Raw genomic sequence first — 19,063 nt, 5'->3', positions numbered from 1 at the left:
GACGTTTGATCGGAGGCGATTCAGAAAAAGTATGGCCGATTTATACTTTCTGAATCACAACAAAAAGCGCCGCAGTCGGATGTAACCGGCTGAGAGCCGGCTGCATTCCGGTTGCGGCGCCTATTCGGACACCTGCAAAAAAAATCAAATGAAACTTGGGGCAAGGTTCGCGGTCAATTCCAGAACGCCGACGATTTCCTCATCCGAATTCCGGATCGGATAATATGCCGTTTCGCCGGCATTACGCTGCCGGCGTGTCGGATGGCCGTCGAACGCACGCAGGATTTCCGGCCACAGCGGTTGAATGTAATAGCCTTCCGCCGGCAGTGCGCGTCCGGCAACCATGACCTCGCCGCGCGACGGATTTTCCGGGCGGCGAATCCATAATGCCGCGTACGGATTCCGCTCGGGATCGATCCGCTCCGTAAGCAGAAGCAGCCGTTTCAGCATATTAAAGTTCTCCTCCACGAAATCGACCTCGTCCCCGACGGCGAACTCGCTTGTTGCGCCGCCCGCGAGCAGAGGATACTCGCGTCTCTCCTCCGGCATGACGTTCTCCAGCATGTCGCCGGGGATGAACAGCGCTCCGATCCTTGCGATTTCCATCAGCGGATAAGCGATGCGTTCCATCTTCTGCTCCTCCCCCTACCCGAGTAGGCTCCATAGCTTCCGTTTCAACGTGTCGAACGCCTCCGGATCCTGCCCCTTGTGGAGCGAAGCGATGGGCGCTTCGCTGAACATGGCGTCCTCCCATCGATAGGGAGGCAGGTCGACGAAAGATGGCTTGCCCGGCCACCACGCGTCCTTGTCGATGCCCAGCGATTCGCCGATGAGCTCGCCGATCTTCGCGCGCCGGATTGCCGGCTGCTCGCGTATCCACCGCTCCATGCAGTCCGCCGCCTGCATCGCGCCGCGAAGGGTTTTGAGTCGGATCGACGGAATCGGTCCCGCGATCCCGAATAACCGGTCCCCCGGATAGAACATCGCGGTGCTGCCGTCCGAATCGGGCGTCTCTTGCCAGTTGTCGCCCCACTTCGTGTTTTCCCAATACACGAACCCGTCCACGCCTCTCGCGACCGCCGCGAGAGGGGCGATCGCGGTACCCAGCAGCGGCTGATTGATCGGCTGTGCGGTACCGTAGGTCCACACCTCGCAGCCTGCCGCGCGAAGCGGCCCGAGGCTCTCCGGGAACCAGGAGAAAATCTGCTCGTTGACGACCCACAGCTTAATCATTTCGGCGTACTTCCCGTAATGCAGACCGTAGCTCCAGCTGGAGTCGGTTCGGAAAATAAATCGTGCCCCTTCCTTCTTCTCCAGGACATCCCTGGCAAGCTCATAGAAGATGTCGTTGATTTTCTCATCCCAGACGAAGCGCGTCTCATCACCGTCATAGGGGAACAGTTTATAGCGTTTCTTATGGTTCAGGAACAGCTCGAATTTCGTCTTCAGCCAGCCGCGCTCCGTAAAATGGCGGTAAAACTCCCCCATAATGGCCGAGAACTCCGTGCGGTAGCCTTTCATGCCGAACTTCGCGTAATCGGCCGGCCAGTGAAAGTTGAAAGGCAAATACATGTAGGGGAGCGGGATGGCGCCCCGCTTCGTCCCTTCGAATGCGGAGCCGTCGAGGTAAGGACCGAAATGCTCGTCAAACCGCGACCAGTCCTTCACGCGCATCCCCTTGCCGTGTCCTTCGAGTTCGGGAATGAAGGCGTGCGGAATCTTGCCGGAATGCTCATACGGCAAATAATGCAGCAAAGCCCTGTGCTCATGCGCCATGCGGAAGAACTGCCGTTCCACCTGGAAATACGAACCGTCCTCGAACCGGTTCCCGTTGCCGCGCAAGCTGTCCATTCTTCGCGAAATATTGTCGGCGTAGCTGTTCAGATCCGCGATGATGAGCGATTCGTCGGGCACGGCGGTCTCAAGCGCCTTCACGCGAAGAACGTGCGTCTCCGTTTCGCCTCCGGCCGTCACATGGATGGCGCCGGTATAATCGCCGGGCCGAATGTCCGGAGGAATGAACAGATCCACCCACAATACCGCAAACGCCTGGTCCGGCACCGCGTTCCGGCTCGTGATCGAAGCCAGGGTGCGCTCCTCCGGCGCTTCGGCCGCGAGCGGCACGAGCGCGTCGGGGTAATACCTTCCCTGCACGCGATGATACCACTCCGCATAGAACGAAAACGCGTCGCCTGCAATTTCGCCCCGTTCGCCCTGAAGCGCGTCGGCCCGGACGCTGAACGGCAAGTTTGCCATTCCGTCCACCCGTACGGCAATCTGGAAGGATACGTAAGCGTTGCGCGGCGACACCAGGCTTGCCGACGTCTCCGTCAGGTCGGCAAGCGACCGGATGCGGGCTTGCGGCTCCAGCACGTCCCCGGTCTGCGGACAGATGCGGATCCTATCCGGAATCAAGAAACTGTTCATCATGGCCGATCTCCTTGTCCCTGTCATTTACCGGATCGTTCAAACGCGAAATCCACGAGAACCGGCCCTTTCGCTTTCATCGCATGCATCCATACGTCTCTCGCCTCGTCCGGCCGCTCCGCCCTTAGCCCCTTCAGCCCGAAAGCCTCCGCCAGCTTTACGAAATCGGGACTGCCGATTCCGGCGGCGTCCGCTTCCGGGAAGACGGCGATTTTCAAGGCGATTTTATGGATGGCGCATACGGCCAATTCCTGCGCGTTCCGCTGCAGTCCGCCTGCTCCGTTGATCGACACGACCGGGCGTTTCGGATCGGCCAGCTTGGCTCCGATCGCAGCCGGCAGACTGTAACCCGGCGCTTCCATACCGACTGGGCAGATAAGGGAGCGTGCCGGCCATCGGCGCCGGGCGAGCAGCGCGTGAAAGCGTCCTTCATCCGCCGTTACGATCCCGTTTGCGGGAACGGTATCGGCGATCATGCGCAAGACGTCCGCGTATTGCCCGGCGAACGGGCGATGCGGTTGTTCAAGCCCGGTAACATCCGCCGGCGAGGCGGAAGCGGTGAACCAGGCGGGGACCGAAGGCGTACGTATGGGCTGTTTCCGATAACGGAATTCTTTCCGCTGTGCGGATACGTCCTTGGGAATATCGATCAGCACGGGACCGGGTTGTCCGTCCGAAGCGATCCGGAACGCTTTCTGAACGGTGTCCGGGATGTCCGCAGCGTCGGTGATGTAGTAGCTGTGCTTGGTGATGGGAAGCGTCATGCCGATCATGTCCGCCTCCTGGAAGGCATCGGTCCCCCTGACGCTTAACGCGACATTCCCCGTAATGACGACGAGCGGGATCCGGTCCCTGTGGGCGACGGCGATGCCGGTGATCAAATTGGTGGCGCCCGGTCCGGAAGTGGCAATGCAGACGCCGGGCTTCCCGGAAGCGCGGGCATAGCCGTCGGCGGCGTGGATCGCGCCCTGCTCGTGTCGCGCCAGCATATGCCGGAAACGGTGATCATAGTCGTGAATCGCGTCGTAAATATACAGGACGGCGCCGCCGGGATAACCGAATACGCACTCCACTCCCTCAACGAGGAGGCTGCGCATCAACATCTCGGAACCGGAGACGACGTCGGGCTGAAGCAGCCTCTCGATCAGCCTCTCCCGGTCCGTGGAACGGATGGTGCTCACCCCCCTTCCTCCTCTCTTCCGGGGTAGAACGGTCCGCTGCGGTCTACCCGTTCCTCCTCGCGTTCAGCGCGCCGATGTCGATATCGCCGAAGGTGACCGCCGTGCCTTTCCGGTTCTTCACGATGACCCTCTTCGTCTCGCCGGGAAGGAGGTTGAAGTAATTGTCGGAGAACATCGTATGATCGATCGGGCATTCCAGCTTGACGAACCGGGCGAAGCAATCGGTGGACAGCGTAATCGCGATCGAATCGGCGCGGGCTTCATGGTCGACTTGCAGACGGCAGGGACTGAACCGCAAATCCTTATGCTCCGCGAAAAAGTAGTGATTGTCGTACACGTCGGCGCGTTCGCACCGCACCGCCATGAAATGGCTTCTCCTGTCGATCACGCCCAGACGCCATTCCACCTCGGCCGCGCTGAACGCGACTACGGGCTTGGAGCCATTCGGTTCGACGACGACGGGATAGGACTGCTCGAACGTCCCGTTCCCGAAGCAATTCTGCACCGTGACGGTGAGTGTGTCCTCGAAACGATCATAGGTGTCGTTCGTGACCCATACCGAGACGGCGCCCGCCTCTTCCTTGAAGGACAGCAGAATCGGATGATAGAACCGGCGGGCATAGTAATACGCCGCTTTCGGAAACAGATAGTAATCGATCAGGCTCCAGCTGATCCCCGGCCAGATATCGTTCAGCTGCCAGATCAAGGCCCCGCTGTTCTCCGGCTTTCTTCTCCGGAAGTGCTCCACGCCGAATTTTAATCCTTCCGCCTGGCACAGCATCGAGAAATCGATATATTCGTCCAAATCCCGCGGCAGTCCGGTGTAACCGGCCATCGTCATCGCGGCTTTCTCCGGCTCGTAATCCTTGTTGCGGTAATCCAGCTCGAAGCTGCCGTAGTACAGCTCCGGCTCGGGAATGTTCCGCCTCATCGTTTCCTTGACCGTGCTCCCGTGAATGCCGAACTCGCTGCTGAACTTCGATGTGTCTTCCGCATACCTGCGGTATGAAATCCCGTAAGGAGAGATATCCATCCGGGGCTGCTCGCCGTAGCGGCGGGGGTAGACGTCGCCCGCCCAAACCGCCCAGTTATGCGTATCGCCCTCGTCGAAGCTGTTTGCGTCGTTGCCTCCCCATGGCGAGCTCGGCCAATACAGGCGCGTCGTATCCAGCTCTTCGAGTAAACCGGGAATCAGCTCGTGGAAGATTTTCTCGCCATAGAAACGGTAATCGCTTCGGCCGTGCATTTTCTCGCTGTGGATCGCCTGGTTCTCGTTGTTGCCCGCCCATATGGCGATGCAAGGATAGTTTCGCAGCGCCTTCACGTTCGCGATGATCTCCGTCCTCACGTTGGCCATGAACGCTTGATCGTAATCCGGAACCTCGCTGCAAGAGAACATGAAGTCCTGCCAAACGAGCAGTCCCTGCCGGGAGCATTCGTTGTAAAACGCGGCTTTCTCATAAATGCCGCCGCCCCAGACGCGCACCATGTTCATGTTCGCCTCCCGGGAGAGGCTGATCAGATCGGCATAGCGGTCGTCGCTTATCGCGCCCAGGAAATTGTGGGCCGGGATCCAGTTCGCGCCTTTCGCATAGATATCCCTGCCATTCAACCGGAAGGTAAATCGGGGACTTCCGCTCTCCGACCGCTGAACGACTTCGATGGTCCGTATTCCCGCCTGCTCGACGGCCGTGTCGAGCAGCTCGCCGTCCGCTTTCAGACGTACGGTCAACTCGTACAGGAACGGATCGCCTTGGTCGAAGGTCCACCAGAGCTCGGGATTACTTACCGTGAAGCGGACGGATGCACGGCCGCCCAGGACCGGTGCCTCAAGATTCGCGGTGTGGGACGTGCCTTTCAAGCTGATTTCAGCCGCAAGCGGACGTTCCTCCCCGAACGAGGTGACCTCGACTTCGATCTCCACCTCCGCGCCCTCCCGGCCGATCGACAGCGTTTTCATAAACAGATGATCGATTCGCGCCTTGGGGACGATCTGCAGCCAGGCTTCCCTCCAAATACCGGCCGTTACGATCCGCGGCCCCCAATCCCATGAGAAATTGCAGGCGCATTTCCGAAGCCAGATGCGTTCATAGTTGACTTTCGACCAGAAGCGGGAAACGTCTTGACTTGCGGCATATGCCACCACGGGATCGAAACGGATTACCGCGACATTGCCTTGCGGCTTCAGCTTCCCTGTCAAATCGGCAAAGACGGGTACGAACATATTCTCCGAGACCGCCACGGATTCGCCGTTAACGAAAATCTCCGCCAGCGTATCGAGACCGTCAAGCTTCAGGATGACGGCGGCGTCTTCCGGATCGCCCGGCAGGTCGAATTCCATTCGGTACACCCAAGTTTTCCGCTCGATCCACCTGCACGCCTGATCGTTCGTCGAGTAGTACGGATCCTTGACGACTCCGTGCGCAAGAAGCGTAGAATGCACGTCTCCCGGCACTTGCGTCTCCAGCCATCCGGCGTCATCGTAGTCCGGTCTGTGAACGTCATCCGGGATTTTGTCCTTGCTGTCGAAGCTTTGCAGCTTCCAATCGCGATTCAGCTTGAAATCCCTCGTTTGTCCGACTGACATGGTCTGCTCGCCCGCCCCCGCACCGTAAATTCTTCATTCCCTTTTTTGATGGTATCGCGAACGGCCCTGCCGATATACGGGGCAAAGCTGGCTTTTACAGGGGAACTCTTGGCTTTGACAGGACAATAAAATCCGCCACTCGATAGCGGCGGACCTGCGGAGCAGCCGTTCCGCGGCTACCGGTAAAGCTCGAACCGCTGCGGGAAGGCATGAAAGCCCTTCAGCTCGAAAGGCCCCGATGGCATTGCCCAGGGTACGCCCATCTCCGAAAACAACTTGCCCGCGGCAAAAGCCTCCTTGATCGTCGTCTCGATCCCTTCGATATAAGCCCCGGGTTCGTCCGCGGCGTCGGACAGCCGTACGAAGGAGGAAGGAACGGGCTTGATGCGGCAGGCCGATTCGAATGCCCCGTTCGCCGTTAGCGTGAACTTGCGTGCCGACTCGAGGGACACGTCAAGCCGGCCGTCAACCCCGTCCATCGTCCGGATCAGATTCCGGTATCGCCGCTCCAGGATTCCTCCTTCCCGGCAGTCGTGGCTGCGCACGGTTCCGTTCCTCCACACCGTTACCTGGTCGTCGTAATTCCACTCGAGCGCGCCGTCCGTCCCCTCGATCCGAATACGCTGCGTTTCGGTTTGCCGCGCGCATAGCGTGACATAGAAGGCAAGCTCCGTTCCGTCGCTCATCTCGATGCGCATCGCGGTCGTGTCGTCGCTGTCGATCGGGTTGGCGTGATACAGCTCGGCGTTTACCCTCGCGGGCAAGGCGGACTGGCCCGCGGCTTCGGCCAGCACCTCCGCGAGCTTCAGCATGCTGTAGAGCAAGTGCGCCGACGGGTTATGGAATGCGCCGTCCATCACGGGATCACCCCCTGACATGAGCTTGCCCGCCCACGGCGTGCGGCGGAAATACGCGCTTGTCCTGGTCAGTAGAGCGAGACCCTTGATGCCGCGAATGCGGCCGATTTCGCCGAGGGAGGCAATCCCCCCGATCAGCGACAGCGCTTTCGATGACGGGCTGAAGAAGTTGACGGCGCAATGTTTGCCGGTTCGGCGGACCGCCTCCAGGATGCGGTCGACATCCTGAATGGTCGCACCCGGAGGCTTCTCCAACAGCACATGAAATCCGGCTTCCAGCGCGTCGATGCACATGGGAGCATGATGCTGAATCGGCGTGCAGACGATGACGAAATCGGCGGACTTCTCGCCCGCGAGCATGTCCCGGTAATCGCCGTAATGCCGGATGCCCCGCTCCGCGACGATGCCCGCCGCATGCTCGGATAGCCGCAGGTCGCATACCGCGGCGAGCGCCAGAACGCCTTCATCCTGCAGCCGGACCAGCTCATTCAGATGGATTCTCCCGTAGCCGCCCGTGCCGATCAGTAAGGCGCTGCGAACCGCCATCGTTCTCAGGTGTGAGCGACGGCAGATTCCCCGGTATAGATGTGAGGGTTCTGGCGCCTGCACTCCTCCATGACCCACATCTGCAGGCGCACCTGCTCGGGCGTAATTTCAAGAGGAGCTCCCGTCGTCAACGCGTGATGGAGCATGAGGTACAGTCTCTCGGTCATATGCTCGAACAAGCTTTGTCCCTCGGGCAGCGACATCGTCCAGGTATCGGAATGCCACGTCAGCGTTTCGCTGCAATAGGCGGGCAATCCGTCCGCGTTGATCAGCGGCTCCTTGACGAGCTGTTGGGGAGGCGCTTCCTCAGGCTTGAAATATAGCCATTCCAGAAAGTCGGAGCTGCCGTGCAACCCTCCGTTCGTGCCCTGAATGTTGAAGGCATCCTGCGGATAAGCGCAGCAGGAGGAAATCTCGATGTCGATGACGGGACGGCCCGGCCCCCTCATGAGCAGCTTCACGTAATCCTCCGCATCTCCGAACGTATTTGCCCGGTCCATGATGCAGGTGATCTGGGGCTGCGCGTCGGTGCCGAACAACTGCAGCGCCTGATCCACCGGATGCGGCCCCGTGTTCATCAGGTTTCCGCCGTTGTTGCTCTGCAGCGTCTGCCAATCCCAACGGCGCGCGAAGCCGTTCAAGCTGATATCGACCTGAACGATGCGCCCCAGCACTCCGGAGTCGATGACGCGCCGGATTTGCTGGAACGCGGGATGATAGCGGGATTGCTGGAAGACGGCGAGCAGCTTGCCGGAGCGCTCGGACGCTGCGATCAGCTGGTCCACTTCCTCCGGGGTTTTGGCAAGAGGCTTCTCGCAGAGGACGTTCATGCCGCGATTTAACAATTCCAGCGAAATCGGATAATGAAGATGGCTGGGCGACGCGTTGACGACCAGGTCGAGCTGCTCCTGATCGACCATCCCCTCCCAGGTTTCATACGTGTTGCAGTCGAATTCCTTGCGCGCGCGTTCCCGGCGCTCCGGCAAAGCGTCCGCGATGGCTGCGACGCGGTAATGCCCGGGAAGCTGCACCAGCAGCTTGCCGTGAATGTCGCGGCCGCTGCGGCCCTGTCCGATAATGCCTACCTTCAATGGGCTGCTGGTCATGGATCGATCCCTCTTTCCTTTATTCGGAATGTGCGGCAAACGGGTTCCCGTTCCGGCCGCCGGGGGCAGCGAGCATTCCGCGGACGACGTTCAGGTCGTGCTCCAGCCTCTCGTAGGCCGGAAACGGCGCATGGCATTCCAGCGTCATCCAGCCGGAATAGCCAACCTCCCGAAGGGCGTCGAACAGCGGCCGGTGATCGGCCCCTCCTTCGCCCAACCGGCTATGCAGGAACTTCTCCTCGCCGTGGCGGGTCAATGACGTAAACGTTCCGGGAGCTCCGACTTCGTCAATCCGCAGTTCGTCCTTGATATGGACGTGGAACAGGCGGTCGCCCAGCTTAAGGACGGATTCCCGGCCGTAATCCGTGTCGGTGATGTACATATTGCCCGCGTCGTGGATTATGCCGACGTTGTCGTAATCGATCATGCCGAGCAGACGCAAGCTGCCGTCCACGGTCTCGACGAGCGAGTCGTTATGAATTTCCATCAGAACCTTCACCTGGTGCTTCTTGGCCTCTTCAGCGCACAGATTCAACCAGTGCGCCGCTTTGGCGTAATGGTAATCACTCGCCAGGAAGGCGTTCGGGCCGCCCGGAAAGACGCGGACCATGCCGCAGTCCAGGTGTCCGGCGATCTCCAGCAGCTTCTTGAACTCCTCCAAGCCGCTCTGGGCTTCGCCGTCCCCGACGTCGGAGAAGCCTCCGGCATACCCGGCCAGAACCGGGATGTCCAGCCCCAGGCTGCGGGCGAGCGCCTTCGCTTCCCGGACTCTGGCCAGGCTGGCGTTCGGCGGGAGATGAGGCTCGCGCGCCGCGATCTCAATGCCGTCCAGTCCGAGCTTCTTCGTCAACTGCATTGCTTCCTGCATGCTATGTTCGATGAAAACGCCGCTGAATGCCGCAAGCTTCATCCTGCTTCCCCCTCTCCATGTCGCGCTGACGCATCGAAAACGAGCTTTCCCGATTTATAGGTGCGTTCGACCGTGATCTTGCCGTTCTCCCGCCTGAACAGGACGAGATCCGCCGGCGCACCCCCAGACAAACCTGCGGCGGCAGGCAAGCCCATGAACCCCGCCGGTCCGGTGGACGCCATGTCCCAAGCCGCAGCCGGCTCCGCCAATCCGCGGCTTGCCAGATGTTCGATTCCCCGTAGCAGCAGCTGCGCCGAACCCGCCAGAAGCTGCTCCTGCTCCGCCATGTAGAGCCTGCCCTCCGGGCTCAGCACCACCCGTCCGCCGATGTGCGTGGTATATTCGCCGGCCGGCAGCCCGCTCAAATATACGGCATCGCTGACGAGTAGCGCGCGCGGTCCCTTCACCTTTAAAACAACCTTCAACACCTGGTCCGGCAGATGGAAGCCGTCCGCAATCAGGCAGGTCCACAGTTCGTCCTGGGCAAGCTGTTCCCACAAATAATTCGGATGCCTCGGCAGCGTCAGATGAACCCCGTTGCCGAAATGCGTCGTCAAACGCGCCCCGCATGCGACGGCTTCGCGAATCTGCTCCGGCATCGCCGAGGTGTGGCCGATCGAAACCGTTACGCCGCTGTCCGTGCACTTGCGAATGAACGTCCCGCTTCCTTCCCACTCGGGAGAGAGCGTGACGATGGCGATGCGGCCTCCTGACGCTTCCTGCCAGTGACAGAACAGCTCCCAATCCGGTTGTCTGACGTATGCTTTGTGATGTGCGCCCCTTGCCCCGTCGTGAGGCGAAATGAACGGTCCCTCCAGATGGATGCCGGGAATGCTCGATGCAACGGCCGGATCGCGCTTGCAGGCTTGACGGATCGCCGTCATCGCTTGCAGGATCGAATTTGGGCGGTTCGTCACGATCGTCGGGTAGAACGCGGTCACCCCTTGCTGCCATAGCTTCCGTACTGCATCGCAGATCTCATCGGCGGTCAGCGGCATCCGGTTGAAGTCAATCCCCTCGTAACCGTTCAACTGCAAGTCGACGAGACCGGGCGCCGCGAAGGGCAGCGACAGCCTTTCCTCCCAATCTGCTTCGGCTTCCGCAATCCGGACGATCGTCCCATTCTCGATGTCGATCGCAACCGGTTGCTCCGTTTGATAGTGAAGCGCCTTCAGCCTCATCGTTCCGTCACCGGGAAAGACGCTTCGTCCAGGAACAGCAGGCAGTCGGGATGGTTCCTCAGAATCGAGGACGGACAATCCGGAACAATCGGCCCGCGCAGCGTGCGCGCCACCGCTTGCCGCTTTCTCTCGCCCGGAACGACGCAGATGAGATGGGCGCCGGAGAGCAAGGCCGGAATCGTGAGCGTCAGCGCGCGGGTCGGAACTTCTCCGAACGAGCCGAAACAGCCGTCATTCACCTGCTGCTGCCGGCAAACTTCGTCAAGCTCAACCGGTTTGATCAGGAGCGGGTCGTTGAAATCCGCGACCGGCGGATCGTTGAAGGCGATATGCCCGTTCTCCCCGATCCCGAGACAGACGATGTCGATCGGCGCTTCCTTTAGCAGCGCCTCGTAACGGCGGCATTCCTCGCGGATCCCGTTCGTGCCGTCGATATAGTGGACGCGGCCCGGCTGCACCCGATCGAACAGCCGTTCGCGCAAATACCGGCCGAACGCCTGAGGGGCGCCGTCAGGCATTCCGATATATTCGTCCATGTGAAAAGCCGTGACGCGGGGCCACTCGATATCCCGATCGGATGCGAGTGCGTCCAGCATTTCATTCTGCGAAGGGGCTGCCGCGAAAATGACGCGGATCCGCTCTTTATGCGCCAGCAGTTCCTTCATCTTAGCCGCCGCGGCTTCTCCCGCCGCCGTTCCCGTCTCGTCACGGCTGCGATACACGCGGACGCGCAGGGAATCCACCTTCTCCTCCTTGACAGGCTGCAACCGTACTGCCATTTTGCTTCGCTCCTTCCGCTAGCCGCCGAGCAGAATCTCGGTACCGCCGGCTGCGCTTTGGTAGATCGTTTCGACCAACTGAACGGCTCTCAGTCCATCCTCGCCCGAGCTCAGCGGCTTCCTGCCCGTCTGGATGGAGGCGATGACGTCGATCAGTTGGCGCTGATGGAAATCGGAAACGATATTCCTCGGATCGGACACGCCTCCGAAAGTCTTCTCTTGCATCCGGTCCGGTTCGTCCCAACCGGGCACGGACCAGCGCACGATCGAAGAGCCTTCCAGCTTGATGGTGCCTCGCTCCCCATACAGGGTGATCGACGACGCATACCCCGGCGAGATGGAGGTCGAGGCCATTACGGTGCCGTAAGCCCCGTTCTCGAACTGCACGATCGCCAGTCCCAAATCCTCCGCTTCCATGCGATGCGTCTGCGTGGCCGTTTTGCCGAACACCGTACGCGCCTTGCCGGCAAACCAGAGCATGAGGTCCAGGCAATGAATGCCCTGATTCATGAGTACGCCGCCGTCTTCGGCAACCGTTCCTCTCCAATCCGCGCTGTCGTAATAGTCCTGGCTGCGGTAATACGGAAGCGTGACCTCCGCAAGCAGCAGCTTGCCCAAGCCGCCTTCGTCCAGCACCCGCTTGATCGCCTGGTTGTTGGGCTCGAACCGCCTCTGGGAGATGGCCGAGAGGGTGGCGCCCCGTTCCGCGGCCTTGTCGACTAAAGCCTGCGCATCCCTCGCGTTCATGGCGATCGGCTTCTCCACGACGAGATGCTTGCCGGCTTGAAGCACGTCAAGTCCGATCGCCGCATGACTGCCGCTCGAAGTCGTCACGCAGACGATATCGACGTCGGGACGCTTCAGCAGCTCTCCGTAATCGGTCGTCCAGGCGCAGCGCTCGCGCTCTGCCACCGCTCTCGCTTTCGCTTCGTTTCGGCTGGATACGATGGTCAGACTTGCATCCTCAATCCGGCGAATCGCCTCGATGTGCATGTCGGAGATGCTGCCGCAGCCGATCATGCCGAACCGCCACTGAGCCATGCGCCTATACCTCCTTGACAAGCGCCTTCAGCGCCTCGAGCGTGATGCGCGTTCCCGTCATCCGGCTCCCGTCCTCCGGTATGTAGTGCGTTTCGATCGTATAGAGCCCCTTATATCCGTCCGCAGCCAATGTGCGCAGCTGTGCGATCACCTTAACGGTACCGGCTCCCAGAGGCACGCATCGCCCCTTGCCGTCATGGCCGACGTACGCATCCTTAAGATGGACATGGCCCACAAGCCCCTTCACGGAGGCATATCCCGACGGATATGCTTCCCTGCCCGCATACGCCTCGTTGCCCGGGTCCCACAGCGCGAGCAAGGCAGGCGATCCGACCGAACGAACGAGCGCCGCCACTTCTTCGGCAACGCCTCCGTTACAGGAAGGCTCATTCTCGAGCAGAAGCAGGACTCCCTCCTGTGAAGCAACCCGGGCAGCTTTACGTAGATGGCCGACGATTTCCCCGGTATGCAACTGCGGATATTCCTCACGCCAGAACGAGAAGATCCGGATGCGATGCGTTCCGAGCAGCTTGGCAAGCTCGATGACTCTCGCCAGCTTCTTGTGATGAGCATCTGCACTTTCTTCCTTCTGTCCGAAAGTATCTCCCGACGCCACGGTCCTCGAAGGATCCAAAGCGCATTTGAACAGCGGCGAAGCCACGGCCGAAATGAACAATCCCCTTGCTTCAGCCTGCCGACCGATCTCAAGCGCCCGCTCGTCGCTCAGCTCCGCGACATTGCGCCCATCCACGACGCGCACCTCCACATGGCTCAGGCCCATCTCCGCCGCCCAATCGAGCGCTTCCTCATACCGGTCGGAAACCTCATCCGTTAAAACGCCCAATCTGCCTGACAACACCGGAGCGGCCTCCTTCCTTCATAAGGGCCGTTCCGTCAGCATGTTGTGCTCTCCGGAACGACCCCGACTGTGATAAGCTTACTTCTTGATTTCTTTCGCGGCGTTTTGATAAATCTCCGTCGAGGCTTGGTTAAATTTATCGAGTCCTTTATCCTTGAGCGTCTTCTCAAGTCCTTGCCATATGCCGTCGAGCTTGGACGGGTCCTTCTCGAGGATAAACTTCGGAAGTGTTTTGCCCCACTCGGCAATGGCTTCCGTAGTGAACTTCTTCATTTCGTCCGTTCCCTTGCCGGCCGTTCTCCCATAATCCCTTTCGATCCCCTTGACGAGCAGATCGGCTTGCGTTTTTGCCCCGTATTTCGCCAATGTCTCTACCACGACCGGACTCGTCGTTTTCGAAATCCAGCTTTCCGAGAATTGCCACATCGCGAAATCGCCGTCCGACAGCGTAAACCCGGCACCATAGTTGGTCGACATCTGACGGGCATAGCCTAACCCTACTTCCTCCCAGAAATTATCCGGGTGGGTTTTATATTGATCGACAAGCCAATCCGTCACGACCCGCTTCCCGTTCTCGACGGTATAGTACTTTCCTTCGAATCCCCAGCCGACAAGAATCTGGTTTTCCAGCTTGAACATTTCGTCGTAGAACTGGATGATACGGACCGGGTCCTTGGCGTTCTTCGTAATCGACAGCCACATTTCTCCGCCGCGGTTCGCTTCTCCGAGCGGCTTCACGGTCATTTTCGTCCGCCCCGGCGCCACGATGTCGAACCAGACGTAGGAACGGTCGGCCATGTTGTTGCTCTCCAGCGAGGCGTTACAGTCCATTCCGCCTCCGAATATGGCAAGCACGCGGCCCTGATTGCATTTGGTCGTAAACTGTTCGGGGGTCTGCACCAGCGATTCGGGGTCGAAGAGCCCTTCCTTATTGATTTGGTTTAAGAATTTAAAGAAATCGGTATACCCTGGCTCGAAGAAGCGCAATCTGGCGTTGAACTGATCGTCGACGTAAACGTTCGAAGTAAGCGCGAAGCCGGCATACGAGCGTGCCGCCGTATCGAAAATATTGTACAACTGATTCGCCTCGCCGTAGTTGGAGAAGCCGATGGTCTTGCCTCCTCCGATCTCCGGATATTTCTTCATATAGTTCGCGACGACGTTGCGGACATCGTCGAGCGTCTTGATCTCCGGATATCCGGCGTCCTTCAGAACGGCCGATTGGAGGGCGATCCATCCCTTCCGAGTCAGATCGTTCACCTTCTTGGTCGGGGGCTGCAGCAGACCGTATATTTTTCCGTCATTTTTGTCCTGAAGCAAGGACAAGTCGTTGTTATACGCTTTCATTATGTTGGGAGCGTGTTCCTTGATGAGATCGGTCAGATCGATAACGGCTTTCGCTTGGATATACGACTGCAGCGTGTTGTCGTGAATGTTCACGACCTCCGGATAATCGCCTGCCGCGAGCCAGACGTTCATCTTCGTCCGGAAGTCGCCTGTGATGATGTCCCACTTAATGGTTGCGCCCGTGCGCTTCGTGATTTCCTTTGCCACGTCGCTCGACCAGTTCATGATCGGATTGTCCGTATTCATCGTGAAGGTGAACGGCGTCTTGGCCGCCGGGGTCGCCGGCCCCGCTGACGCGGTTCCCGAGGCGGCTGGGGTCGGGCTCTGCGAGGCCCCCTCGCTCGTATTGTTTTTGGAGCATGCGGTCACCAGCAGGCTTCCGATGACCAATAAGGCGGCTAACAGTTTAAGATTGTTCTTTTTCCACATGGTTGCGACCTCCGATTATAGATCGATTTATTATTTCATACCGTCCTTTCCGCTTGCTTGCGGGAGACGGCAATGAAATCAGTCCTTCATAGCGCCGAGCGTCATGCCTTTCACGAAATATTTTTGCAGGAACGGGTAGACGAGCAGGATCGGTAAGGTAACGAGAATCGTTAACGTTGCTTTGATGGTGAGAGGTGAAATGATTCGAACCGCCCCCCCGCTTTCTCCAGCTTCCGAAGAGCTGGTTTCGACGGTCTGAATCATTTTCTGCAGTTCGTATTGAAGTACGGCAAGCTTCTCGTTGCGGCTGTTGTATAAGTAGTTGTCGAACCACGAGTTCCATGCGCCGACGGCGGCATAGAGCGCAACCGTGGCCACTACCGGAAGACTGATCCAGATAATGATCCGCGTATAGATCCGGAAATCGTTCGCGCCGTCGATATAAGCCGACTCGACGAGTCCATCGGGCAGCTGTTCGAAGAACGTTCTCATTAATAAGACGTAGAAAGCGCTCACGATTCCCGGAACGATATAAACGGCAAAGGTGTTCATCAGCCCCAAATTCTTGATCAGCAAATAAGTGGGAATCAGCCCCCCGCTGACGTACATGGTGACGATGAGGATGAAGCTGAACAGCTTGCGGAATATGAACGCTCGCCTGCTGAGCACGTATGCGAGCATCCCGCAGAAGAAGACGGACAAGACCGTATGGATCACCGTTCGAAGTACGGAATTAAGAGCCGCCCTGGCAAGCTTCCCGTTCTGAAAAACATAAGCGTAATTCTCGAGCGTAAACTTCCGGGGCAGCAAATACAGGCCGCCCTTCAAGGCATCCGAGGTCTCGTTCAGCGAAATGACGAGCAAATAAACGAAGGGGTATACGGTCGATAGGGCAGCCAGCGTCAACAGCGCGTAAAGGATGGCATCGACGATTCGCTCGCCCGTAGTCCGATGAAGCAGCATGGTCGGATTCTCTCCAATCGTCAAGGATAAACCGCTTTCAGCGGTCATTGCGTGAGCGGCGTGTTTCGAGAAATCGAACAATCAGCCGGGAAATACGGTCCGAGATTTAAAAAAGGTTGGTTTTATACCTTCTGGCAATGGCATTCACAATGAGGACGAGCGTCATGCCGACGACGGAATTGAAGATGCCGACAGCCGTTCCGAACGAGAAGTCCCCTTCGTTCAGCCCCAGCCTGAGCGCCAGAATCGAGATGACTTCCGAATATTCGACATTGATCACGTTGCCCAGCAGGAACTGCGATTCGAAGCCGCCGGTCACCAGATAGCCGATGTCCAAGATGGTCAGAAGCACCAACGTAGGAATCATCGACGGTATAACGATGTACTTCACTCGCTGCCAGCGGCTCGCTCCATCAACCTCGGCCGCATCGTAAAGGCCCGGATCGATGCCGGAGATCGACGCCAAGTAGATGATCGCGCCCCAGCCGAACCCTTTCCACGTCATGATCAGCGTGTGCAGGATCCAGAACCATTTGGCCTGGCCGAAGTAGAAGATCCCTTCGTGAATCCATCCCAACTTGATCATAAGCTCATTGACCAATCCCCCGTCCGGGGAGAGCAGCATGACGAAGATATTCGCTACGACCACCATGGAAACGAAGTACGGCAAGTAGGTCATCGTCTGAACGACGCGAACGAACCCTTTGCTTTTTAGCTCGCTGAGTACGATGGCGAGTGCGACGGCGCAGAAAGTTCCCATGACCAGCTGCATCGAATTCATGACGATATTGTTGCGCAAATCCTGGAGGAAATCGCTGTGGCCCAGCAGCGTTCGAAAATGAGTCAGCCCGATCCACTTCGCCTCCAGCAAGTTTTGTCCGATATGATAATCCTTAAATGCCATGAGCCAGCCCCACAGCGGCACGAACTGGAACAAAGCCAGATGCAGCATGATCGGAACGGACATCCATAACAGAACCTGTTGTTTTTTGATCTTCTTCCAAAACAGGGAAATCCGCAACGTCTTCCTGCTGTATGTTGTAACCGTTTTCACGTTCGAAACAGCCTTCATGCTCATTCCCATTCCTCCATCCTGTTTGACCCATTTTATCACCCGATACGAATTGCTTTGTATCTATTAAAATTGTTGTTTACTGGGTGATTATTAAACTTCGAAAATTTCCGGTGCCTCGGGTCAAAACTGACCCCCTAAATATTAAACCTGCCTTATAGGAAGCTTGCCGGAAGGGATGATACAATAAATTGCATTTTCGCGGCCTTCGGCGAATGCGGGAAAGGAGTGCATGTCCCCGTGGTTACCCATATTGTTTCGTTAACGGTAAACAATCGACCCGGCGTACTGGCGAGCGTGTCGGAGCTGTTCGGTCGGATCGGCTGCAATATAGAGAAATTGTCGGTTCGAGCCGGCAGGAAGCCCGCTATTGCGCGGATGAAAGTGTCGGTCTCGATCGATGCCGGCAGTCTGGACGGCGTAATCGAACGTTTGGCGGGGCTGTTGGACGTGATCGAGGTCCAGACGAAAGCACGGCGCCATTGGCGTGAATCGATCGCGAACAGCCGGACTTCCGCCTTCCGGATGGTCGCCTACAGCTTGTTCATTACCCTGTTCGGCACGAATTTGTCGGCCCCGCTCTATGCGTTGTACCGGGTTCAGTGGAATTTGCCGCCGGCGGTCATGACGCTCCTATTCGCCGCGTATGCGATCGTGGTCATTCCCGTCATTCTCGTCGCCGGGCCGTTGTCGGATCGAATCGGACGCGTCAGGCTGCTGCTCTCCGGTACCTTGTTCGCGCTGCTCGGATCGGTCTGTTTTATGTTGGCCGACGGGCCGGTCATGCTGGTGATGTCCCGCGTGTTGCAAGGGGTGTCGGTCGGCATCATGAACGGGGTCGCGGTTGCGGCCATGACGGAGCTCGGCGGCAGGCAAGCGAGAACGCATGCCGCCCTCGCGGCTTCCGCCGCCGTGACCGCCGGCAATGCGCTCGGCCCCGTCGCATCCGGTTTCCTGGGCGAACTCGCCCCTTATCCGACGCGGCTTCCCTTCGCGCTTCATGCGATCCTGGTCTTGCCGGGCATCGCAGGTCTGTTGCTGATCGGGAATAAAGGCGAACGGGCAAGCGGCAGGATGCGGATCCGCTTGCCTTCCGTTCCGCACGCGATTCGCCCCGCGCTTCATGCGGCGGCGGGAACATCGTTTATCTCCTGGTCCGTCATGAGCCTGGTCACGGCGATCCTCCCGACTTACCTCCCCGTTATCGCCGGCGAATCGAACCTGATCGCCTCCGGAGTCGGGCTCGCCCTTGTTCTTGGGTTGTCCGCATGGGCCCAGATGCGGAGCCGTCGCTTCCCGCTGCTCTCCAATCTCACGGTCGGCTACCTGCTGCTCACGATGGGACTTGTCGGGCTACTCGGCGCCGCGGCTTCCAAGTCTCCGGTACTGCTCGTGCTGTCCGCTGTCTTGCTCGGGTTGGGCCATGGACCCTGCTACGCCCGAAGTCTCCGTTACGTCAACGAATCCGTACCGGACGCGGATCGCGCGCAGGCCGTCTCCGTGTATTACGCGGTGACTTACATGGGCGTCAGCTTCCCGATACTCGGGCTCGGCATCGCAGCGCAATGGCTCGGTCTCGTGCCCGCAATCCGGCTGTTCGCCGGCACGATGGCGATTCTGATGGCCTGGAGTTGGTACCGGTGGAGGCGGCACTTAGGCACTTAGCCTGACAACGTCGGTTTGCTGCCCCGTTAGGAAATCGAACCGCCGGATCAGCTGTTCAGGCTGATACCGGCGGTTCGTTTTCCTATCTTTGTTTACGGCTCATACGCGCAGCA

14 protein-coding genes and 2 pseudogenes are annotated in these 19,063 nt (G+C 58.9%); 1 reads left to right on the top strand and 15 read right to left on the bottom strand.

Annotated features, from left to right (window positions below):
- Positions 1 to 144: 144 nt before the first annotated feature.
- The 15 genes and pseudogenes from GE107_RS10505 to GE107_RS10440 form a co-directional block, all read right to left on the bottom strand.
- Positions 145 to 630, bottom strand: coding sequence for a hypothetical protein (locus tag GE107_RS10505; protein WP_219639683.1), 486 nt, complete (start codon positions 628 to 630; stop codon positions 145 to 147).
- Between the two features lie 15 nt (positions 631 to 645).
- On the bottom strand, positions 646 to 2,430 hold the full coding sequence (locus GE107_RS10500; protein ID WP_219639681.1) for a glycoside hydrolase domain-containing protein: 1,785 nt from the start codon (positions 2,428 to 2,430) through the stop codon (positions 646 to 648).
- Between the two features lie 20 nt (positions 2,431 to 2,450).
- Positions 2,451 to 2,759 (bottom strand): annotated as a pseudogene (locus GE107_RS27410) (thiamine pyrophosphate-dependent enzyme); the annotation flags it as partial.
- Positions 2,760 to 3,032: 273 nt separating this feature from the next.
- A pseudogene (locus tag GE107_RS27405) lies at positions 3,033 to 3,599 on the bottom strand (thiamine pyrophosphate-binding protein); the annotation flags it as partial.
- A 52-nt stretch (positions 3,600 to 3,651) separates the two neighbouring features.
- Positions 3,652 to 6,195 (bottom strand): beta-mannosidase, encoded by a 2,544-nt coding sequence (locus tag GE107_RS10490; protein ID WP_219639677.1) that lies wholly within the window; start codon positions 6,193 to 6,195, stop codon positions 3,652 to 3,654.
- A 176-nt stretch (positions 6,196 to 6,371) separates the two neighbouring features.
- The gene (locus tag GE107_RS10485; RefSeq protein WP_219639675.1) at positions 6,372 to 7,598 is read right to left on the bottom strand and encodes a Gfo/Idh/MocA family protein; all 1,227 of its coding nucleotides are present in this window, start codon (positions 7,596 to 7,598) and stop codon (positions 6,372 to 6,374) included.
- A gap of 5 nt (positions 7,599 to 7,603) precedes the next feature.
- Positions 7,604 to 8,704 (bottom strand): Gfo/Idh/MocA family protein, encoded by a 1,101-nt coding sequence (locus GE107_RS10480; RefSeq protein WP_219639673.1) that lies wholly within the window; start codon positions 8,702 to 8,704, stop codon positions 7,604 to 7,606.
- A 19-nt stretch (positions 8,705 to 8,723) separates the two neighbouring features.
- On the bottom strand, positions 8,724 to 9,614 hold the full coding sequence (locus tag GE107_RS10475; protein ID WP_219639671.1) for a sugar phosphate isomerase/epimerase family protein: 891 nt from the start codon (positions 9,612 to 9,614) through the stop codon (positions 8,724 to 8,726).
- Entirely contained in the window at positions 9,611 to 10,795 is a 1,185-nt protein-coding gene (locus tag GE107_RS10470) for an N-acetylglucosamine-6-phosphate deacetylase (RefSeq protein WP_219639669.1), read from the bottom strand. The genes GE107_RS10475 and GE107_RS10470 overlap by 4 nt, the downstream gene beginning before the upstream one ends.
- Entirely contained in the window at positions 10,792 to 11,574 is a 783-nt protein-coding gene (locus GE107_RS10465; protein ID WP_219639667.1) for a glucosamine-6-phosphate deaminase, read from the bottom strand. Before GE107_RS10465 ends, GE107_RS10470 begins: the two co-directional genes overlap by 4 nt.
- Positions 11,575 to 11,592: 18 nt before the next feature.
- Positions 11,593 to 12,615 carry a Gfo/Idh/MocA family protein gene (locus GE107_RS10460; protein ID WP_219639665.1) on the bottom strand — a complete coding sequence of 341 codons (1,023 nt, stop codon included), beginning with the start codon at positions 12,613 to 12,615 and terminating at the stop codon, positions 11,593 to 11,595.
- Between the two features lie 4 nt (positions 12,616 to 12,619).
- The gene (locus GE107_RS10455; protein ID WP_219639662.1) at positions 12,620 to 13,471 is read right to left on the bottom strand and encodes a sugar phosphate isomerase/epimerase family protein; all 852 of its coding nucleotides are present in this window, start codon (positions 13,469 to 13,471) and stop codon (positions 12,620 to 12,622) included.
- 81 nt (positions 13,472 to 13,552) lie between these two features.
- The gene (locus GE107_RS10450; protein ID WP_219639660.1) at positions 13,553 to 15,250 is read right to left on the bottom strand and encodes a type 2 periplasmic-binding domain-containing protein; all 1,698 of its coding nucleotides are present in this window, start codon (positions 15,248 to 15,250) and stop codon (positions 13,553 to 13,555) included.
- A 78-nt stretch (positions 15,251 to 15,328) separates the two neighbouring features.
- Positions 15,329 to 16,213: a carbohydrate ABC transporter permease gene (locus tag GE107_RS10445; protein WP_219639658.1), complete on the bottom strand. Its 885-nt coding sequence runs from the start codon at positions 16,211 to 16,213 to the stop codon at positions 15,329 to 15,331.
- 106 nt (positions 16,214 to 16,319) lie between these two features.
- Positions 16,320 to 17,291, bottom strand: a complete 972-nt coding sequence (locus GE107_RS10440) for an ABC transporter permease (RefSeq protein ID WP_219639657.1) — start codon at positions 17,289 to 17,291, stop codon at positions 16,320 to 16,322.
- Positions 17,292 to 17,525: 234 nt separating this feature from the next.
- Here GE107_RS10440 and GE107_RS10435 point away from each other — a divergent pair, with 234 nt between their 5' ends.
- Complete coding sequence (locus GE107_RS10435; protein WP_219639655.1) at positions 17,526 to 18,950, top strand: MFS transporter; 1,425 nt, start codon at positions 17,526 to 17,528, stop codon at positions 18,948 to 18,950.
- Positions 18,951 to 19,063 lie beyond the last annotated feature (113 nt).

This window comes from Cohnella sp. CFH 77786 (genome assembly GCF_019400745.1).
In the GTDB taxonomy this organism is placed as follows: domain Bacteria; phylum Bacillota; class Bacilli; order Paenibacillales; family Paenibacillaceae; genus Cohnella.
Note: the sequence above shows the minus strand (reverse complement) of the source record. Positions and strands in the feature narration are given on the sequence as shown.